This window comes from Alteromonas sp. K632G, assembly GCF_017653625.1.
GTDB lineage: Bacteria > Pseudomonadota > Gammaproteobacteria > Enterobacterales > Alteromonadaceae > Alteromonas > Alteromonas naphthalenivorans.
The window spans coordinates 185521-205959 of record NZ_JAGGDM010000006.1; the positions used below are offsets into that span (position 1 = coordinate 185521).

At 44.3% G+C, this 20439-nt stretch carries 14 protein-coding genes; 7 read left to right on the forward strand and 7 right to left on the reverse strand.

What is annotated here, in order from left to right:
* Positions 1-244: 244 nt before the first annotated feature.
* From J5X92_RS08035 to lysC, 5 genes are all read left to right on the forward strand, one after another.
* Positions 245-3058: a bifunctional aconitate hydratase 2/2-methylisocitrate dehydratase gene (locus J5X92_RS08035; protein ID WP_208805338.1), complete on the forward strand. Its 2814-nt coding sequence runs from the start codon at positions 245-247 to the stop codon at positions 3056-3058.
* A 214-nt stretch (positions 3059-3272) separates the two neighbouring features.
* Complete coding sequence (locus J5X92_RS08040; protein WP_208805340.1) at positions 3273-4289, forward strand: DNA ligase; 1017 nt, start codon at positions 3273-3275, stop codon at positions 4287-4289.
* A gap of 334 nt (positions 4290-4623) precedes the next feature.
* Positions 4624-7236 carry a bifunctional aconitate hydratase 2/2-methylisocitrate dehydratase gene (gene acnB / locus J5X92_RS08045; protein ID WP_129736569.1) on the forward strand — a complete coding sequence of 871 codons (2613 nt, stop codon included), beginning with the start codon at positions 4624-4626 and terminating at the stop codon, positions 7234-7236.
* Positions 7237-7306: 70 nt separating this feature from the next.
* A complete protein-coding gene (locus J5X92_RS08050) occupies positions 7307-7756 on the forward strand; it encodes a DUF192 domain-containing protein (protein WP_129736571.1) in 450 nt (149 codons plus the stop codon).
* Positions 7757-7828: 72 nt separating this feature from the next.
* Positions 7829-9193, forward strand: coding sequence for a lysine-sensitive aspartokinase 3 (gene lysC / locus J5X92_RS08055; RefSeq protein ID WP_013785399.1), 1365 nt, complete (start codon positions 7829-7831; stop codon positions 9191-9193).
* Between the two features lie 81 nt (positions 9194-9274).
* Here the strand turns inward: lysC and J5X92_RS08060 are convergent, their stop codons facing one another.
* The 7 genes from J5X92_RS08060 to lptD form a co-directional block, all read right to left on the reverse strand.
* A complete protein-coding gene (locus tag J5X92_RS08060) occupies positions 9275-11299 on the reverse strand; it encodes a methyl-accepting chemotaxis protein (protein ID WP_208805342.1) in 2025 nt (674 codons plus the stop codon).
* Between the two features lie 226 nt (positions 11300-11525).
* A complete protein-coding gene (locus tag J5X92_RS08065; protein WP_208805344.1) occupies positions 11526-12341 on the reverse strand; it encodes a symmetrical bis(5'-nucleosyl)-tetraphosphatase in 816 nt (271 codons plus the stop codon).
* Between the two features lie 12 nt (positions 12342-12353).
* Positions 12354-12728 (reverse strand): Co2+/Mg2+ efflux protein ApaG, encoded by a 375-nt coding sequence (gene apaG, locus J5X92_RS08070; RefSeq protein ID WP_013785396.1) that lies wholly within the window; start codon positions 12726-12728, stop codon positions 12354-12356.
* A gap of 9 nt (positions 12729-12737) precedes the next feature.
* Positions 12738-13565, reverse strand: a complete 828-nt coding sequence (rsmA, locus tag J5X92_RS08075; RefSeq protein ID WP_208805346.1) for a 16S rRNA (adenine(1518)-N(6)/adenine(1519)-N(6))-dimethyltransferase RsmA — start codon at positions 13563-13565, stop codon at positions 12738-12740.
* Positions 13562-14545: a 4-hydroxythreonine-4-phosphate dehydrogenase PdxA gene (gene pdxA / locus J5X92_RS08080; RefSeq protein ID WP_013785394.1), complete on the reverse strand. Its 984-nt coding sequence runs from the start codon at positions 14543-14545 to the stop codon at positions 13562-13564. The genes rsmA and pdxA overlap by 4 nt, the downstream gene beginning before the upstream one ends.
* A 14-nt stretch (positions 14546-14559) precedes the next feature.
* The gene (gene surA, locus J5X92_RS08085) at positions 14560-15846 is read right to left on the reverse strand and encodes a peptidylprolyl isomerase SurA (protein WP_256772040.1); all 1287 of its coding nucleotides are present in this window, start codon (positions 15844-15846) and stop codon (positions 14560-14562) included.
* Positions 15847-15900: 54 nt separating this feature from the next.
* A complete protein-coding gene (lptD, locus tag J5X92_RS08090; RefSeq protein WP_129736581.1) occupies positions 15901-18135 on the reverse strand; it encodes an LPS assembly protein LptD in 2235 nt (744 codons plus the stop codon).
* A gap of 441 nt (positions 18136-18576) precedes the next feature.
* Between lptD and djlA the strand changes: the two genes are divergently transcribed.
* Both djlA and xerD read left to right on the forward strand, forming a co-directional pair.
* Complete coding sequence (gene djlA / locus J5X92_RS08095) at positions 18577-19443, forward strand: co-chaperone DjlA (protein ID WP_208805348.1); 867 nt, start codon at positions 18577-18579, stop codon at positions 19441-19443.
* Positions 19443-20360 (forward strand): site-specific tyrosine recombinase XerD, encoded by a 918-nt coding sequence (gene xerD / locus J5X92_RS08100; protein WP_208805350.1) that lies wholly within the window; start codon positions 19443-19445, stop codon positions 20358-20360. The genes djlA and xerD overlap by 1 nt, the downstream gene beginning before the upstream one ends.
* Positions 20361-20439: the final 79 nt, after the last annotated feature.

Sequence of the window (20439 nt, forward strand, 5' to 3'; positions counted from 1 at the left end):
TAGTGGTTATTTAGTTTTTTGTGAAGTTGGCTTCAATCTGTCAAACGAGCAAAATGTAAATACCTTGTAGCTAATGAAAAGGGTAAAAGTGGCAATGTGCTCTTGTGCCATTTTCTAATGATTACCTGATGCTTAAAAATCAGTTAAAATAACCACTATAATTTCATGCGTATAGCTAAGACCGACGTATAATTAACCCCTGCGTATAAAAATAACTACGTATAACCAAGACCGAGAGAATTATATGAGTTTGTATTCAGAATACATGGCCGAAATCGAGACCCGTAAAGCGGAACTTGGTTTACACCCTAAGCCTATCGACAGTGCAGATTTGCTGTCTGAAATTATTGCTCAAATTAAAGATACGAATAATGAGCACCGTGAAGATTCTCTTAACTTCTTCATCTACAACACACTGCCAGGTACAACAAGTGCTGCAGGTGTTAAAGCTGCATTCCTTAAAGAAATCGTACTAGGTGAGTCAGTAGTTGCTGAAATTACACCTGAGTTTGCGTTAGAGCTGCTTTCACACATGAAAGGTGGCCCGTCTGTTGAAGTGCTTTTAGATTTGGCACTTTCTGACAACGAAGCAGTCGCTAAGACAGCTGCTGAAGTAGTAAAAACACAGGTTTACTTATACGAAGCTGATACAGAGCGTTTAGAAGCGTCTTACAACGCAGGTAACGTGATAGCAAAAGACATTCTTGAGAGCTACGCAAAAGCAGAGTTCTTTACTAAATTGCCTGACGTACCAGAAAAAATTGATGTAGTGACTTATATTGCTGCAGAAGGTGATATCTCTACTGATTTACTTTCTCCGGGTAACCAAGCTCACTCTCGTGCAGACCGTGAACTACACGGCCAGTGCATGATCACGCCTGAAGCACAGCAAGAAATTGTTGAGCTAGGTAAAAAGCACCCTAATGCTAAAGTAATGCTTATTGCTGAAAAAGGCACCATGGGCGTAGGTTCTTCGCGTATGTCTGGTGTGAATAACGTTGCACTTTGGGCCGGTGAGGCAGCAAGCCCTTACATTCCATTTGTGAACAAAGCGCCAGTAGTTGCAGGTACTAACGGTATCGCGCCTATCTTCTTAACGACCGTAGACGTGACTGGCGGTATTGGTTTAGACCTTAAAAACTGGGTTAAAAAGACGGATGCTAACGGTGAAGTGGTTCGCGATGCTAACGGCGACCCAGTGTTAGAACAAGCATATTCTGTTGCTACAGGCACCGTGCTTACCATCGACACTAAAGCGAAGAAACTGTTTAACGGCTCAGAAGAACTTGCTGATATATCAAGCGCTTTCACTCCGCAAAAAATGGAGTTTATGAAAGCCGGTGGTTCTTACGCGGTAACGTTTGGTAAGCAGTTACAAACTTTTGCTGCAAAAGTGTTAGGCACAGACGTACCTGAAGTTTATGCACGTTCAAAAGAAGTATCTGTAGCAAACCAAGGTCTAACAGCTGTTGAAAAAATCTTTAACCGCAATGCGGTAGGCGTTAAGTCTGAGACTCCGCTTCACGCTGGTTCAGACGTTCGCGTTAAAGTAAACATTGTAGGCTCACAAGATACAACCGGCCCGATGACATGCCAAGAGCTAGAGTCGATGGCAGCATCAACGATTTCTCCGCTTGTAGACGGTGCATACCAGTCGGGCTGTCACACAGCGTCGGTATGGGATAAGAAAGCCCAAGCTAATATTCCTAAGCTTATGTCTTTCATGAATAACTTTGGCGTAATCACGGCACGTGACCCTAAAGGGGTTTACCATGCAATGACTGACGTTATTCACAAAGTATTGAACGATATTACCGTTGACGATCGCGCTATTATCATTGGTGGTGACTCACATACTCGTATGTCTAAAGGCGTCGCGTTCGGTGCTGACTCGGGTACGGTAGCGGTAGCGCTTGCGACAGGTGAAGCGGCGATGCCAATTCCAGAGTCGGTTAAAGTGACCTTTAAAGGCCACATGAAGAGCCACATGGACTTCCGTGACGTTGTTCATGCTACTCAAGCTCAAATGCTGAAGCAATTTGGCGGTGAGAATGTGTTCCAAGGTCGTGTTATTGAAGTGCAAATAGGTACTTTGCTTGCTGACCAAGCGTTTACCTTTACCGACTGGACAGCAGAAATGAAGGCGAAAGCCTCAATCTGTATTTCTAACGACGAGACTATGATCAAGTCGCTAGAAGTGGCGAAGAGTCGCATTCAAATAATGATCGACAAGGGCATGGAAAACGATGCCAATATGCTTCAAGGTTTGATTGATCTTGCTGATAAGCGTATTGCTGAAATCGAGTCTGGTGAGAACCCTGCACTAGCACCAGATGACAGCGCGAAGTACTACGCTGAGGTTGTGGTTGATTTGGACCAAATCGACGAGCCAATGATTGCCGACCCAGACGTAAACAACGACGACGTTTCTAAGCGTTATACCCATGACGTTATTCGTCCAGTTTCTTTCTACGACGGCAAAACCGTTGATTTAGCCTTTGTTGGTTCTTGTATGGTTCACAAAGGTGACATGCAGATTATCGCTCAAATGCTTCGTAATTTAGAAAAGCAAAATGGCAGCGTGTCGTTTAACGTACCACTTGTTGTTGCGCCACCAACATACAACATTGTTGATGAGCTAAAAGCGGAAGGCGATTGGGACATTCTTACTAAGTACGCAGGTTTCGAGTTTAACGACGACAAGCCAAAAGAAGCAGCACGTACCAAGTACGACAACATCATGTACCTAGAGCGTCCAGGATGTAACCTTTGTATGGGTAACCAAGAAAAGGCAGAACCTGGTGATACGGTAATTGCTACCTCTACACGCTTATTCCAAGGTCGTGTTGTTGCCGACTCTAACGAGAAGAAAGGTGAGTCACTTCTTGGTTCAACACCATTAGTCGTGCTGTCTGCAGTGCTAGGTCGCTTCCCAACTATGGAAGAGTACAAAGCGGCGGTTGAAGGGATTAACCTTACTGACTTCGCGCCGCCAGCAGAAGACATGAGCGTTAAAGCTAAGTTCGAGCCAAGCGTTGCTGTTAAAACAGTAGGCTAAAACGCCATTTAACCTCACGTTAAATAGCAACTAGCATATAAAGCCTCAACGTCGGTTGGGGCTTTTTTATATCTCTCTTGCCACCCGTATTCTCACCTGTATTCTCACCTGTATTCCGCCTGTATTCTAGGCCTTCATGTAAACCAGTCTTAAGCCCAGTTTACTCACGAGTTGATAAGCGTAAGCTTTTTTGTTTTTTAACAAGAATGCCAAAATGAATTTTAAATATTTTATCTCGATACTACTACTGGCGATAAGTTTGCCTACCGTTTCATTTGCCACACCCGTTGCCATCCCCTTTGCCACTCCAGGCACTTACCTAAAGTCTGACACAACTGAACCAATGTCTGACTTTGCTAAGCCAATTTCTGATACTGCTAAGTCGATGGCTAACGTCGCCAAGCCAGTGTTTAGCCCCATTAAACGCGTGATAAAGCAGGGGGTAACGCCTATCCAATTGGCAGCGACCTACAATAAGAGTGACTACATCAATATTGCTGAGTATTTGGTTAGCGAAAAGCTAGATGGTGTGCGTGCCCGCTGGACGGGCACGCAGCTTCTTACCCGCAACGGTAATAAAATTCACGCTCCTGAGTGGTTTACCAAGAACTGGCCTGATGTAGTGCTTGATGGAGAGCTATGGACACAGCGAAGCAGTTTTGAAGCTATTGCTTCTATTGTACTTAGCCATACGCCTGATGAACGCTGGAGGACGGTGAAGATGATGCTGTTTGATATGCCCGTCAGTCATGTCCCGTTTGCCACACGTTTGTCTACGATGGAGACACTGGTAAGGCAAGCAAATAGTAATAGTTTAACTACTATCCCCCAGTTTACGTTGGATTCTCAGCGGGTTCTTGAAGCGAAAATAGATGAGGTCACCGCAAAGGGCGGTGAAGGCCTAATGCTGCATCACAAAGCTGCCTTTTATCAGGACGGACGCAGTAATCAGCTATTAAAGGTAAAACGGTTCAACGATGCTGAAGCCAAAGTGATTGGCTATGTAAAAGGTAGAGGGAAGTTCGCCGGCATGATGGGCTCGCTTATCGTCGAGACGCCAGAGGGGATACAATTTAAAATCGGCACAGGGTTTAGTATGAAACAGCGCCGATATCCGCCACCCATGAACAGTTGGATCACCTTCAAATACTTTGGCGTAACAAAGAAGGGCATTCCCCGCTTTGCGAGCTTTAGGCATGTGCGTCCAGCTAAAGACCTTCCAGATTTATAAGACGTTATGCCCTTGTGGTGTTCAAGCCGAGCTTGGTTTTCACGGTTATCGACTCCATTTCAATAAAGATAGGAAATAATAATAGGGAGCAATAGCGCTCAATAACACTTAATAAATTTGATTGCTTTTAGGGTTTAATTTTAAAGTTTTTAATAGCTTTAATCGTTCAATATCAAGTACGCTGAATGGCGACTATAAGTGAATAAAAAGCCTCAAAAATTTAATTTAGACAGGTTAATCGTTATACTTATGAAGTATTTTTAATCAGACCTTGCGTCAAGATCGTACAAGACCGTTATTCCCATTGCGCAAGCTAAACCAAGAGGAAGACATCGTGTTACAAGACTATCGCAAACACGTAGAAGAACGTGCTGTTGAAGGGATCCCTCCTAAGCCGCTAAATGCTGAACAGGTAGCAGGCTTGGTTGAGTTAATTAAAAATCCACCAGAAGGCGAAGCAGACAATTTACTAGAATTGTTGTCTGAACGTGTTCCACCTGGCGTAGATGAGGCCGCTTACGTTAAAGCCGGTTTCCTAAGTGCTATCGTTAAAGGCGAAGACAGCTGCTCGTTAATTTCAAAAGAAAAGGCCATTGAGCTATTAGGCAACATGCATGGTGGCTACAACATCGTGACATTAGTTGAGCTTCTCGACGATGAGAGCCTAGCGCCACTAGCGGCTAAAGAACTTAAGCACACGCTGCTGATGTTTGACGCCTACCATGATGTTGAAGAAAAGCACAAAGCCGGAAATCAATTTGCCACTGACGTTATTAAGTCGTGGGCAGAAGGTGAGTGGTTTACGTCGCGTAAATTAATGGACGATAAGATCACTTACTCTGTATTTAAAGTGACCGGTGAAACCAATACCGATGACTTGTCTCCCGCCCCAGATGCGTGGTCGCGCCCAGATATTCCACTTCACGCCTTAGCCGCTTATAAAATGACCCGTGATGGTTTAGAGCCCGAAGAACATGGTGTTAAAGGGCCAATGCAACAAATTGAAGATGTAAAAAACCAAGGTTATCCCGTTGCCTTTGTGGGTGATGTGGTAGGCACAGGTTCATCACGTAAATCGGCCACCAACTCAGTGTTATGGTTCTTTGGTGAAGACTTACCTGGCGTGCCAAATAAGCGCGGTGGCGGTGTATGTATTGGTAGCAAAGTAGCACCTATTTTCTTCAATACTATGGAAGACGCAGGGGCCTTGGTATTTGAAGCTGATGTAGAAAAAATGAACATGGGCGATGTCATCGACATCTACCCGTTTGAAGGCAAAATTACCAACCATGAAACAGGTGAAGTGTTAGCGGAGTACGAATACAAATCTAAAGTCATTTTAGATGAAGTACGCGCTGGTGGACGAATTAACCTTATTATTGGCCGCGCGCTTACTGAAAAAGCACGAGAAACATTAGGTTTAGGTGCAACAGATTTGTTCCGCACTCCAGAACAACCTACCGATACTGGTAAAGGCTACACCCTTGCCCAAAAGATGGTAGGTAAAGCGTGTGGCGTTGAAGGCATTCGCCCTGGTACTTATTGCGAACCTAAGATGACCACGGTTGGTTCGCAAGATACTACAGGCCCTATGACGCGAGATGAGCTAAAAGATTTAGCCTGTCTTGGTTTCACTGCCGACTTAACCATGCAGTCGTTCTGTCATACTGCGGCGTATCCTAAGCCTGTTGATATTGAAACACAGCATACCTTGCCAGATTTCATGATGAACCGAGGCGGTGTATCCCTTCGTCCCGGCGACGGCATTATTCACAGCTGGTTAAATCGCATGTTGTTGCCAGACACCGTTGGTACCGGTGGCGATTCACACACTCGTTTCCCATTGGGTATTTCATTCCCAGCAGGATCTGGCTTAGTGGCTTTTGCTGCAGCAACCGGTGTGATGCCCCTAGATATGCCTGAATCCATTCTGGTTCGTTTTAAAGGCGAAATGCAGCCTGGCATTACCCTGCGTGATTTAGTACACGCCATTCCGTTATACGGTATTAAGCAAGGCTTACTTACCGTAGAGAAGAAAGGCAAAATTAATGCGTTCTCTGGTCGCGTACTTGAAATTGAAGGGCTGGAACACCTAACGGTAGAACAAGCATTTGAATTATCTGACGCATCGGCAGAGCGTTCTGCGGCGGGCTGTAGTATTAACCTTTCAGAAGAGTCTATTGCTGAATACCTTAACTCAAACATCACAATGCTTCGTTGGATGATTAACGAAGGTTACGGCGACCCACGTACGCTTGAACGCCGTGCTCAGAAGATGGAAGAGTGGTTGGCCAACCCTGAACTTATGCGCGCCGATGCAGATGCTGAGTACAAGGAAATCATCGAGATAGACCTCAACGACATTAAAGAGCCTATTGTGTGCTGCCCGAACGACCCTGATGACGCGAAAACCTTATCAGACGTTGCTGGTGAAAACGTAGATGAAGTCTTTATCGGTTCATGTATGACAAACATTGGCCACTTTAGAGCGGCCGGTAAATTACTCGAGCAGTTCAATAAAACCTTACCTACCCGTTTGTGGATGTCGCCACCCACGAAAATGGATAAGGCTCAATTGATGGAAGAGGGCTACTACAACATTTATGGGCGAGTGGGCGTGCGTACAGAAATGCCTGGGTGTTCATTGTGTATGGGTAACCAAGCACGTGTAAATGCTGGCGCTACGGTGCTGTCTACCTCTACCAGAAACTTCCCTAACCGTTTAGGTGATGGGGCGAACGTGTACCTTACGTCGGCCGAATTAGCAGCGGTTGGTGCTATCGTTGGCCGTATTCCAACGGCAGAAGAATACATGGAATATGCGAGCAAAATTAACTCCATGTCGTCTGAAGTATTTCGCTACTTAAACTTCGATAAAATGCCAAGTTTCAAGAAGGCAGAGGAAGAGGCGAAGGCCAATATCATTCCAACGTTGAATGTTGCCTGATTTAGTGTATAAACTACAAAGCCGGGCACCGTAAGTGTCCGGCTTTTTTTATGGGTAAAAGGAATGTCTAATGGCTAAAACTACTTTCATCGCAATCGCGCTATTTGTGCTTCTAGGATATGGCGCTTTAAATGCCAGCGCACAAATGGAACCTAGCGTAGAGTTTGATCAAATCACCTTAACGATTGATGGAAAACTTTACCAAATGGAATACGCGCACTCTTTTGATCAACGTGCCCAAGGGTTAATGTTCAGAGAATCTCTGTGTGATGACTGTGGAATGTTCTTTAAGTTTGCATCGTCGCGATACGCCAGCATGTGGATGAAGAATACGAATATTGCTTTAGATGTCGCCTATATCGACAGAAATGGCGTAATTACAGATATAAAACCTCTAGAGCCTCACGACCTAACGTCTGTGCAGGCAACTAAAGAGGTACTCTACGCGCTAGAAATGAACCAAGGGTGGTTCGCTTCACACAATATCAGTGTGGGTGACCAGATAGAAATTAATCGTTAAACCGGTGCGAATAACCTATTCGCCGGTCATTATCGAGCACTATGCTCGGTAAAAGAAATTCGGAGTAAAATCGTGGCAAATGCTTTAACCATCGCCAAGTTCGGCGGAACCAGTGTTGCGAACTATGAAGTGATGCAAAACTGTGCGCGAATTGTTGCCTCAAACAGTGCGACCCGTATCGTGGTTGTTAGTGCATCAGCAGGGGTAACAAACCACCTGGTGAATTTAGCGCACAGCCCACTTACCCAAGAGCAAATAGAATCTACTTGCCAGTCTATTGTTGATATTGAACTTGCCATTCTCAACAAGCTTGCAGATAAAAGCTCGGTTGAAAGCAAGCTAAATGATTTGCTAGATGAAATGAAATCCCTAGCATTTCACGAAGAAATTTTACATAGAAACGATTTGAAAGATCAGTTGCTTTCAATGGGTGAGCGCATGTCGTCATTGATGTTCAGTGCAGTCTTAGCCGAACAAAAAGTAGCTGAACAAAATGTGACTACCATGAACTTCGATGTACGCAAAGTCTTGCGCACCGACAGTGAATTTGGTGAAGCAGTGCCACAGATAGACACCATTGAAGCTTTGGCAAAGCAATTGCTGGCCCCTGAAATTGAAAATGCTATTGTGGTTACACAAGGGTTTGTGGGTGCTGATGATGAAGGGCGAACTACGACCTTAGGTCGTGGTGGTTCTGATTTTACTGCCGCGCTTCTCGCAGAAGCATTAGACGCTGACGCCTGTGAAATATGGACAGACGTGATTGGGGTTTATACTACCGATCCACGTATCACTGCTGCTGCTCGCCCATTACCAGAACTTAGCTTTGAAGAAGCGGCTGAAATGGCGACATTTGGTGCTAAGGTGCTGCATCCTGCCACCATGGAACCAGCCCTTCGTAAAAACATTAAAGTGTTTGTAGGTTCAAGTAAAGAGCCAGAAAAAGGCGGTACTTGGATTGTTCGAGACTGCGTAGAAGAGCCACCTTATCGTGCCATTACTCGCCGTAAAGACCAAGTTATGGTAACAGTGAAAACACCTAAGATGATGTACGCACAGGGCTTCCTACAGCAGGTTTTTGCCATCATCGCTAAGCACAAGCTAAGTGTGGATTTGGTGACTACATCAGAAATCTCGGTGTCGTTTACCTTAGACAACCCTGCAAATTCAGTGGCACAGCGCTTAAACAAAGAAACCATTGCAGAGCTTGAAACTATTTGTGATGTGAAAGTAGAGAACGGTTACGACTTAGTCACTGTAGTAGGTAACCACATGCAAACCGCCATTGGTGTGTCTAGCAAAATTTTTGCTGCGGTGTCTGACTTTAACTTACGCATGATTTGTTTCGGTGCTAACCCGCACAACCTGTCATTCTTAGTGAATGAAACTGACAGCGATAAAATAGTGAAGGACTTACATAAAGCGCTTTTTGAGTAGCGTGTAATGTGTTTTTCATTTAACGCTGAGTGTTTAAGTTAATCTAATTCAATTAAAATAAATCAAATACTCAGTGTGATTTTATACCTTAAACTGACGGATAGATTGCTGTAGTTCTTCAGCAAGCCTTGCCACTTCGTGGCTAGAGTCAGAGGTTTGCTGGGCACCTGAAGTGGTCTCTTCAGCAATATTAACGATAGTTTCAAGCTTCTCGCTAATTTCTTGTGATACCGTATTTTGTTCACGTGCCGATTGTTCAATTTGAGAACTTACGTCGTGGGCTTTGTGTACCGCTTCAGAGATGATATCTAGCGCTTGTGTCGCTTTTTCCGTTTGCTCTACACAGGCTACTGTTTGCTCTTTACCTTGATTCATTACTGATACCGCGCGTTCAGCACCCGCTTGAAGTACCTCAATCATCGCGTTAATTTCTTGCGTAGACTGTTGCGTTCGGCTCGCTAGTGTACGTACTTCATCAGCAACTACCGCAAAGCCTCTACCTTGCTCACCTGCACGGGCAGCTTCAATGGCGGCATTCAAGGCAAGTAGATTGGTTTGGTCGGCCACGCCGCGGATAACATCAAGAATACCCCCGATGCTAGCGCTGTCTTGGTGAAGCTTGTTGATAACATCGGCAGCGTCTTGAACGTCTTTGGCGAGAATTTCGATAATACGTTTATTCTCAAGTGAGATTTGACGTACATTTTCAGCTTCGGCATCAGCATGGCGAATTTGGCTCAGCGTATCTTCAGCGTTTTGCACTACTAATTGTGAGGTAGAGTGCATCTCTGTAGTGGCGGTTGCCACTTGGCCAATTTGCGACTTCTGATCTTGAATCGAATGCGTGGTTTGCGCAGTAACGGCAGAGGTTTGTTCTGATGCCGCGGCAAGTTGCTCCGCACGGGTATTAATTCCTGAAATCAGCTCTTTGAGGTTGCCAATTAGGGTATTACAGTTTTTAGCTAAAAGACCAAATTCATCTTGAGCAGAATCGTCAAGGCGATGTGTTAAGTCTCCAGATGATGCTACGGTAAGCAACTCGTTCACGCGATAAAGAGGACGGGTAATAGCTCTTACCGTCACGTAACCAATCGCAGCGGCTATCAAAATTGAAAATATTACCACCGCTATAATGATGATATTGCCTGTAGTAATAGCACTATTCACCTGGTCTTCGACGTCTTTTGCTTTGGCGTCTGCAAGCGCTAGTAATTGTTCAAGTTCAACAATACCATTTGCAATGTTCTTATCTGATGCATTAAGTGCCGCCTCAGAATCGTTTCTGCGTTCTAGCCTCTCTACATGCAACGCCATTACGCCGTCACTAGCTGTAATCGCATTAAGGGCATCGTTTACTAATTCATTAATATCGCTAAGCGTACCAGACTGGTCTCGCTGTCCAGCGGCTTGGCTCATATCGCTAAGTAAAGTAGCAACCTTATCTACCACTAAGTCAACTTCGTTACCTAGGGTTTGAGAGCGCACGATAGTTTCGGTTTTTACGTATTCATAAGAAACGGTAAGTAAAGAAAGCAATGAGGTTTCTAGTTGGCTACCAATATCTGCTGCGCGTCTAAGATTTGGGTCACTTTGCACTGCGTCAAGGTCAGAAAAGTCTAGTAGGTAAGTGGACGCATCGTCAGCGTTATCTTCAGCATCACCTAAACGGTCGTCAATGGTGTTTCGGATATCCATGAATTTTTGGTGGTTCAGGTAAACCGCTTCAACATTCTTAATGTAGTTATCATAGGAAGCTCGAACACTGTTTAACTTACTTTGTAGTTCAGGTTCATTGGCAACTGCAGTGGCAAGCTTCTTATATTCAGTCTCGAACATATCTCGGCTTTGATTGAATGCTGTGCGCTTTTCCTGAAGGCCAGACAAATCTTCTTCAATATAGGCTTCGAATGTCAATCTACCCATGTTTAGGAAGTTCGCTTTTAACGCGTTACTACCCGCGACTGTAGGAAGCGCAACGTCATTTACCTCTTCGGTTGCTGAACCAATGGAATTGAGGTTAAACAACGAAACAACGCTAATGACAATCAGTAGACAAGTAATTGCTACAAAACCGCCGACTACGCGAGTGGCTACTGTAATCTTCATTGAAACTCCTAGACTATTTTTTATTCTTTTGCGTGACGATACTACCCCGCACTACGTCCAAAATACACCTCAATGACCTAGAGGAAGGTATTAAAATGTATAACATGAACGGTAATGGGATTATAGACTAACGTATATAACCAACGTATCGGCAGGTAAGCCATTAAGTTAACAAGTAAAGCACAAGAAATTGCGATTTAGTAGTTTGCTGTATCAATTAAGTCATTTACGCATGTACTTGGATGAGTTTACCTGTATTGACGTCCAGTATGGTCATTTCTTGACCCCAAACATACCCAGTGTCTAGCGCGACAAAACGATCATCTTGCGTCTCGCTGTTAAGTGCAGCCCAATGACCGAAGAGTACCTGTTCTTGTGCCTTAAGATGGAGGTTATCTACCTTGAACCAAGGAACAACAGATTTCGAAGCCTGACCAGGGTGGGTTTTCGTCTCAAACTCTAAGCTAGTATCTGCGTGTAGAAAGCGCATTCTGGTGCACGCGTTTACAATAAAGCGGGTTCGCGATTCACCTTCAAGTTTATCAGACCATTTAACCGGTGTGTTGCCATACATGTTTTTTAAAAAATCAGTGTAGTGCTTCGATTGTAATTTCTTACTGACTTCATCGCTTAAGCTGACGAGTGTGTCTGTACTCCAGTGAGGGTAGAGACCGGCATGTACGATGGTGTGATTGTCATTGATTTTTTTCGCGAGGGGAAATCGACGAAGCCAATCTAGTAGTGCTTTTAAATCGGGAGCATCAAGCAAGGGCTGTAGGTTGTCAGCTTTCTTAGGTTTACGAATTTTGTTCGCAACCGCAAGCAAGTGAAGATCATGGTTTCCTAGTACTGTTTCAAAACTGCTACCTAAGCTTTTTAGAAACCGTAAGGTGCTTAACGAGTCTTCGCCTCTGGCAACTAAGTCGCCGACGGCGAAGAGTTTATCTTTATCCGCAGAGAATTTGGCTTTCTCCAGCAGTCGCTGTAGCCCGCTATAACAACCTTGAATATCACCCACGACGAAGGTGTTGCGATAAGTCATAAATCTCAAAAATCAGTGAAGAATGTTGGGAACCGCTAAACGGAATACTTCAATTGGAACACGAAAACGTTCTCCGTTTTCACGCTCCATTTCGTAATAGCCTTGCATATTTCCTACCGGGGTATCAAGTACTGCACCACTGGTATAGTCAAAATCTTCGCCCGGTTTTAATATGGGCTGTTTACCCACAACACCTGAGCCACTCACCTCTGAGGTTTTACCATTAGCATCGGTAATTTGCCAGTAACGATTGATAAGCTGTACCGTTTCCTGGCTGTCATTCACAATGGTCACGTGATAAGCGAACGCAAATTGTGGCGAATCAGAAGGTAGGTGCTCGGGAAGGTGACGGGTTTTCACCCGCACCTTAATTTCAGACTCATTCATAAGCTAACTTTAATTTTCTTGTGCTTCTTCTAACGCTGATACTGCATTCGCTATAGTGGCGAAATCCTGCAAGGATAGCACTTCAGCCCTTATGGTTGGGTTTATACCCAGCGCGCTGATTTGTGCTTCAGTAAGACTTTCTTTTAACGAGTTTCGTATTGTCTTGCGACGTTGATTGAACGCCTGCGCGCATACTCGCTCAAGGGTGGCTACTGAAACCACATCTACTGGCGGTGTTTTGTGCGGAATAAGACGTACTACCGCAGAATCAACCTTCGGGGGCGGCTTAAAGGCACCTGGTGGCACATTGAGTACCGGCATAACCTTACAATAGTATTGGGCCATTACCGATAATCGGCCATAGCTTTTAGAGCCATGCCCTGCAGCTAAACGATTCACCACTTCTTTTTGTAGCATGAAGTGCATGTCATCTACGCACGCAGCGTGAGAGAACAGGTGAAACATTAGCGGCGTTGAAATGTTATACGGTAAGTTACCAAAAACGCGCAACCCTTTATCTTTCACGGGCATAGTTTTAGCCAGCTCGGTGAAATCCATGGTCATCGCGTCTTGTTCAATAACAGTTAGCTTATCGCCGTTAAACGGATGTTCTCGTAAACGCTTAGCCAAATCTCGGTCAAGCTCGATAACGGTAAGTGCTTCAACTTCATCGCAAACAGGATCGGTTAGCGCGCCTAAGCCAGGGCCGATTTCAACCAAGTTTTGCTCGTGTTGCGGATTAATGGCCGACACGATTTGTCCAATCACATAGTCGTCGTGAAGGAAGTTTTGTCCGAAGCGTTTTCTGGCCGTGTGGCCTAAATGTGTTTTACTCATTGTTGATGATGTGCAAGCTCAATGGCTTTTTCCAATGCTTTTCTGAAACTGCCAGGATCGGCATTACCATGGCCTGCTAAATCTAGTGCAGTACCGTGATCGACGGATGTTCTTATAAATGGAAGGCCAAGGGTAATGTTAACCGAAGCGCCAAACCCTTTATATTTTAGCACGGGAAGGCCTTGGTCGTGGTACATCGCAAGAACAACATCTGCATCTTCCAGATATTTAGGCTGAAATATAGTATCGGCAGGAAGTGGCCCGGTAATATTTAGCCCTTCTTCACGTAATTCGTTTAGCGCCGGAATAATGGTTTGAATTTCTTCTGTGCCAATATGACCATCTTCACCTGCATGGGGATTAAGCCCACACACGTAGATATGCGGATTACGAACACCAAATTTTAGTTTAAAGTCGGTGTTAATAATATGGAGCACTTTGTGAAGGCGTTCTTTAGTAATGGCGCGAGATACATATTCTAAAGGAATATGCGTAGTGGCTAGTGCGACATTTAAGCCTTCTGTTGCCAACAACATGACAACATCAATCGTATTGGATTGATACGCGAAAAATTCAGTATGACCACTGAAAGATACGCCAGCTTTATTGATAATGCCCTTGTGCACCGGTCCGGTGACTACCGCATGAAAGTCACCTTCCATGTTTGCTTGGCACGCTTGTCGAAGGGTTTCTACTACGTATAACCCGTTCTCACTATCTAAGGTTCCTGCAACCACATCGGCCGCTTTATCAATTTGCTTAATAAACAGCGAACCCGCAGGCTGAACCTGCGGGTTTGATGCATCATAAGGAAGCAGTGTAAGCGGTAAACCAAGTGCTTTCGCTCTGGTTTCAAGTATCTCGCCATCGGCGAATACCACTAACTGAGCTTGCCATGATTCTTGAGCCAGCTTGATAATTAAGTCTGGCCCAATACCGGCAGGCTCACCTGGTGTTACTGCAATTTTTATCGGTGTCATTTATGCTCTATATATTACTCGATAACTTCAATGTAGGCAGCGTCGCGCATTTCACGTAACCAGTTTTCCGTTTCTTCTGCGAACTTTCTGTTGAAAATAAGCTGATACGCTTTGTCTTCTTTGCGGCGCTCTGTTGCGTCGTCTACACGTCTATCGATTAATTGGATTAAGTGCCAACCGTGTACTGAACGTACTGGGTCGCTGTATTCACCAGCTGATAATTGCGCAAGGGCGTCTTTAAAAGCTGGTACGTAGTTGTTTGGATCTGACCAACCGAGCTCGCCGCCTTTAAGGGCTGAACCTGGATCTTCTGAATGTTCTTTAGCAAGATCTTCAAATTCAACTTCACCCGCTTCAAGCTGAGCTCTGAATTTAACTAGCATCGCTTTGGCTTTGTCTTCACTGAGTATGATTGAAGGCTTAACGAGGATATGACGAGAGTTAACCTCTTCAATAGTGACTTTTTCAATGCCTCGAGTATCTAATACTTTCAAGATATGAAAACCAGCACCACTTCGGATAGGGCCGACTAGCTCGTCTTTTGCTTTCCCCTGAATCGCTTCAGCAAACAAGGTAGGCATAGCGTTAATGTTCAACCAACCCATGTCACCACCTTCTAAGGCTTCATTACCTGATGATGATGCGATAGCTATTTTAGCAAAATCTGACCCAGAATTTAATAGAGAAAGTACTTTGTCTGCACGCTCTCTTGCTGCATCGATTTGTTCGTCGGAAGGATCCGATGGAAAGCCAATAAGAATGTGGCCTAGACGGTATTCTTCTTGTTCTGCACCTTGTTGTTCCATAAGTTCAATAAGGGTTTCTCTTTCTTGGTCGGTAATATAAACACGGCGGCGAACATTCGCGCGACGTACTTCACCCATCACGATTTCTTCGCGTATATCTTCACGGTAATCTTCATAAGCGATGCCTTCTAAACGCAATTGTCTGCGTAGTTCATCTACCGTGGTATTTTGGTTTGCAGCAATATTTGCAATGGTTTGTTCAAGCTGTGGGTCGCTTATTTGAATACCCATTCTTTGTGCCATCTGCAATTGAAGACTTTTGGTGATTAAACGCTCAATGGCTTGAGTACGCAGTGCGCGGTCAGAAGGAAGGTCTTGCCCATTTGCCTCTGCGTTACGTTTAACGTCATTCATGAGTGCATCGACTTCACTTTGAAGTACAACACCCTGATCGACAATAACCGCTACGCGGTCAAGCATTACTTCTTGCGCGTAGCTGCTAAACGACAACACTGCACTGACTAACAAGGCCCGGATTATGAACTTCATACTCACTCTTTTATTATTGGTTAATGCTTAACGTAGGGCTACTCCCCACGCTACAACGGATTAATTTAAACTATATGGCTGACGATAGCCAAACATGCCATCTTGTAACATGCTTCTTTGTGTACCAGACGTACCGATACCTTTGAATATAAATTGTAATGACACACCCGTATCGAAATCGTCGGTAGATTGTTCACCCGATGAATCATAACGGTTGCTTAAACTTCTTTCTGCCACTAAGCGTATTGCCCAACAACAGGATTCATACTGAATACCTGCATAAGTCTCAATACTTCTATCGCGCTCGATGTCACGGTAAGTTCTACCCACCCATTGCCAGTTTTCAGCAATAGGCCAACTCGCCGATATTCCCACTTGGTCAATGGTTTCACCACTTAAGTCACGAACATATCGGTGACTCAACTGAATAAATCGCTTTGCATCTTGTCGATATTCTAAGCCAACACTACTTAAGTCAACTTTGTCGGTGTCGGTAGTCACTTGAATATCAGAATGGGCGTACCAGTTTTTGTTAAAGCGCCAGTCCATCTCAGCGGCTAGCGCCGAACGGTCTTGATTTTTAGTCGCGGCAATAACCTTGTTATCTTCAAGGTAGAATATCTGACCCAAGCTAAGTACAAATTGTTCCCTATTGTTTTTATCCAATATTCGACTGGTTATACCAAGGGTAACTTGGTTGTTATCTGAAATTCTATCCAATCCGGTAAATTCTTGCCCTCTAAATAGCCCTTCAACATCGGTTAACAGAGGCGTTGAATCATACAGCCCAATCGCTGTTTGGTCTTCATATGAGGTGTAAAGATACTGAATTTTAGGTTCTAACGTCATGGCGGTATCGTGACCAAACCATGAGGAATCTTTTTCGAAATACAGCGCGCCGAATAGGCGAGCTTGACCTAAAGTACGCTCTACATTTTCTTCTAAGTCAGTATCTTGAATATTTTCTTGCTTATAAACCGTTTGCAACACAGTGGTTTCAGCAACAAATTCACCCCATGCTGCACGAATAGGCATAGAGAGGGTGGGGGCTACATGAAAGCGGGTTGCTGTTGGCGCGGTTTCAGAAGTGTTGTCAAAATACGCTAGTTCAGAGTTAACACTAAATTCGAAATAGCGGCCAAAAGGCGTACGGTAATCAATTTTCACTTCAGGAAGCGCACGATAACTGTCGGCGGTATCACCCAATATTTCGAAGTCTTTTACTTGCATATTTACTGTGAGATCTCGGGTGTAATAGCCCAAGCTTACGGTACGATAAAGGTGTGTATCTGCGCTGTTATAATAGTCAGAGCCTAAATCAACAATGTAGTTGTCATCACTCAAACCATTGAAATCGATACCCAGTACCCAGTTATCGTTAAGTTGACCTTGATGCTGTAAACGGTAGAAATAACGATCGGGAGACCCTTCAATATCACTGTCACTTGGCAAGTATTCTACGTACGCGGTCCCTTCACTTTTTTCGGTTAGGTAACGAAACTCTGTATTTAGCTGAATACCGCGCTGGGTCATCACCCGAGGCGAAATGGTCATGTCAAAATTAGGGGCAATATTCCAATAAAATGGTTGTGTGTAATCGATGCCGGTATTGCTAGAGCTTGTTATTTCGGGAAACAATAAACCTGTTTGACGTTCATTACTTACTGGAAATGCGAAATAAGGGAGATAGAAAACAGGAACGTCAGCGACATAAAAGCGGGTATGTTTGGCTTTACCCCATGCTGTGCCTTTTTCAATGCTAATCTCACTGGCCCGAATCATCCAATCTTCATGGCCTTCGGGGCAGGTAGTAAAACTCACTTCCTTTAAAACAATACCTTCATTGGTATCAACCAATATGTCTTCGGCTGCGCCTTGTCCAACAAACCCAGTGAGTTGATAACGGGTGTTTTGCATTTCTAAGCGTTCTTCTTTTGAACGAAGTGACACCGCATCACTTTCTACGCTTAACTGTGCATCGCGAAAATGCACATCGCCTTTTGCTAGCACGTCTTCACCATTGCCATTCACTTGTGCTTGAGACGCACTGATGATGGCGCTATCAGATGTAATATCAACATTACCTGAAAACAGTGCTACTTTATTTTCGATGATTTCAGTTCGGTTAGCTTCAACTTTCACATGCCCCTTCGGCATAAGTGCTGAGCTTTTAAAGACAATGGGCTCCACCGAGCAAAAGGCTAGCGGTGAGACTGATTCTGGATTAGCTTCCTGTGCAAACGCGACGTGAGTAGACAAGGTCGCGGAAACAAGCATGGCGCAGGTCTTTTTCATGCGGTGGTGAATGGCCTGTTTTGTTATTCGGTGCTGACACTATAATGATGTGACCTTAAGGCACACATATAGTTCTGCATAGAGTTAATAATACGCCAACCTAGTAGCGTTGGCAGTTAACGCAATGTAATTAGCCGTCAATTCTAAGCACTTCTGTTGTATTTACCAACCATTGGATTAAAAAAATCGTATTTCTCTTTATCTAAATAGGGATTTACCGCATATTTACTGACTTATTGGGTAAAAATCGTCTCAATTAATGAAGCGAATAGACGAGTTTTTAGCTTGAAAAGCGTCAAGCTGTACCTACTTCTAATGATTACTTTATTTTTATAGCCTTTTAAGGCTTGCAGATCATAGTGCTTAAACAACGATTTCAGACGTGGGTTGAGTGCAAAATCATCATCAATAATGCGCTAATGATTACAGGAGAATACTGACATGGCCGTGTGGGGAAAAATCCTTGGTGTGCTTTTTGGGTTTATGTTTTTAAAAATCCCCGGCGCTATTTTAGGGCTAATCGTAGGGCATTTCTTCGATAAGGCGTACAGCCAAGACTTTAATCAACTCGGTGGGTTTGGCCGTTTCTTTACCGATCAAAATAGTATGAAGCAACAAGCGGTATTTTTTCATAGCTTGTTCTCAGCGCTGGGTCATTTAGCGAAATCTGATGGCAAAGTAACCAGTCGTGAAATTCAAATTGCTACTGCACTCATGGATGACATGAAGTTAACCGGTGATGCACGAAAAGAAGCACAAGAAGCATTTCGTGAAGGTAAAGCCAGAGACTTCCCTATTACTGATACGTTGAAAGGGTTGTACGAGGCCAGTCATGGTCGCCGAGATATATTACAAGTTTTCTTGGAGATATTGATTCAAGCGGCATTTGCCGATGGCAAGTTAACCCAAGAAGAGTATGTGGTTTTAGAAAAAGTAGCGAAGCCGCTGGGTTTTAGACGCCGTGATCTCGATTATCTTATTTCCATGTTTGAAGCCGAAATACGCTTTAGGCAGCGAGGCGGACAAAGTGGCCCAAATGGACAAGGCCCCAATGGGCGTCAGCGTTCTTCGCAACAAAGTGCCTATACCGAAAAACAATCTCTTGATGATGCTTATCGTATTTTGGGTGTTAGTGCATCAGATGATGAAAAAACCATTAAGCGTGCTTACCGAAAACGTATGTCTGAGCACCACCCAGATAAACTCGTCTCGAAAGGGTTACCTGAGCAAGCTATGGAAATGGCGAAGAAAAAGACCCAAGATATTCAGTCTGCTTATGAGCTTATCAAGCAAAAGCGTGGCTTTTAATGGCGCGTGAGCTCACTTATGTGCCTGCTGCTAGTCAGGCACATATCGATGACTTTATAGACATGCTGTGGCTTGAAAAGGGGTTGTCTGATCATACGCAGCAAAGCTATCGTACCGATTTAACTAAACTGGCTATATTCTGTAATAACCAAGGTGTTAAAGACATTGCGGTACTGACCACCGAAATGATGCAAGACTATCTTGCCTACCGCCACGACAAGGGGCTTTCGGCGCGAAGTACACAACGGGCAATGAGTGCGCTACGAGCCTTTTATACGTATCTAATCGGTAAACAAATACGGGTAGATAACCCTATATCTTCCTTATCAAATCCCAAACTACCTAAATCTTTGCCTTCCTCTTTAAGTGAACGCCAAGTAGAAGATTTACTCGCTGCCCCCTTAGTAGAAGACCCAATAGAGTGTAGAGATAAAAGCATGCTAGAAGTGCTTTATGCCACAGGATTGCGGGTAAGTGAGCTTATCGGTTTGCAAATGAGCGAGGTAAGCTTACAGCAAGGCGTGGTGCGGGTTACCGGTAAAGGTAATAAAGACAGGTTAGTGCCATTGGGTGAAGATGCCATAGAATGGCTATTAACGTATATAAAAACTGCCCGCCCCGTGCTGGCCACTAAGCAATCAGACTATGTGTATTTGAGCAAACGTGGTCAAAAAATGACGCGGCAAACTTTTTGGCATCGTATTAAATATTATGCTGTTAAAGCGAATATTGAACAGCATCTGTCTCCACACACTTTGCGTCATGCCTTTGCCACCCATTTGCTCAACCATGGCGCCGATTTGCGGGTTGTGCAGATGTTGTTGGGGCACAGCGATTTGTCGACGACCCAAATTTATACCCATGTGGCGACCGAGCGTTTACAAACGCTCATTCACAGCCATCACCCTAGGGGATAACTCCACTAATTGGCAAGGCAAACTTCAGTGTTACCCAGCGAGTGGTGTGATAGCATTACGTTAAATACTCGCTAAGTAT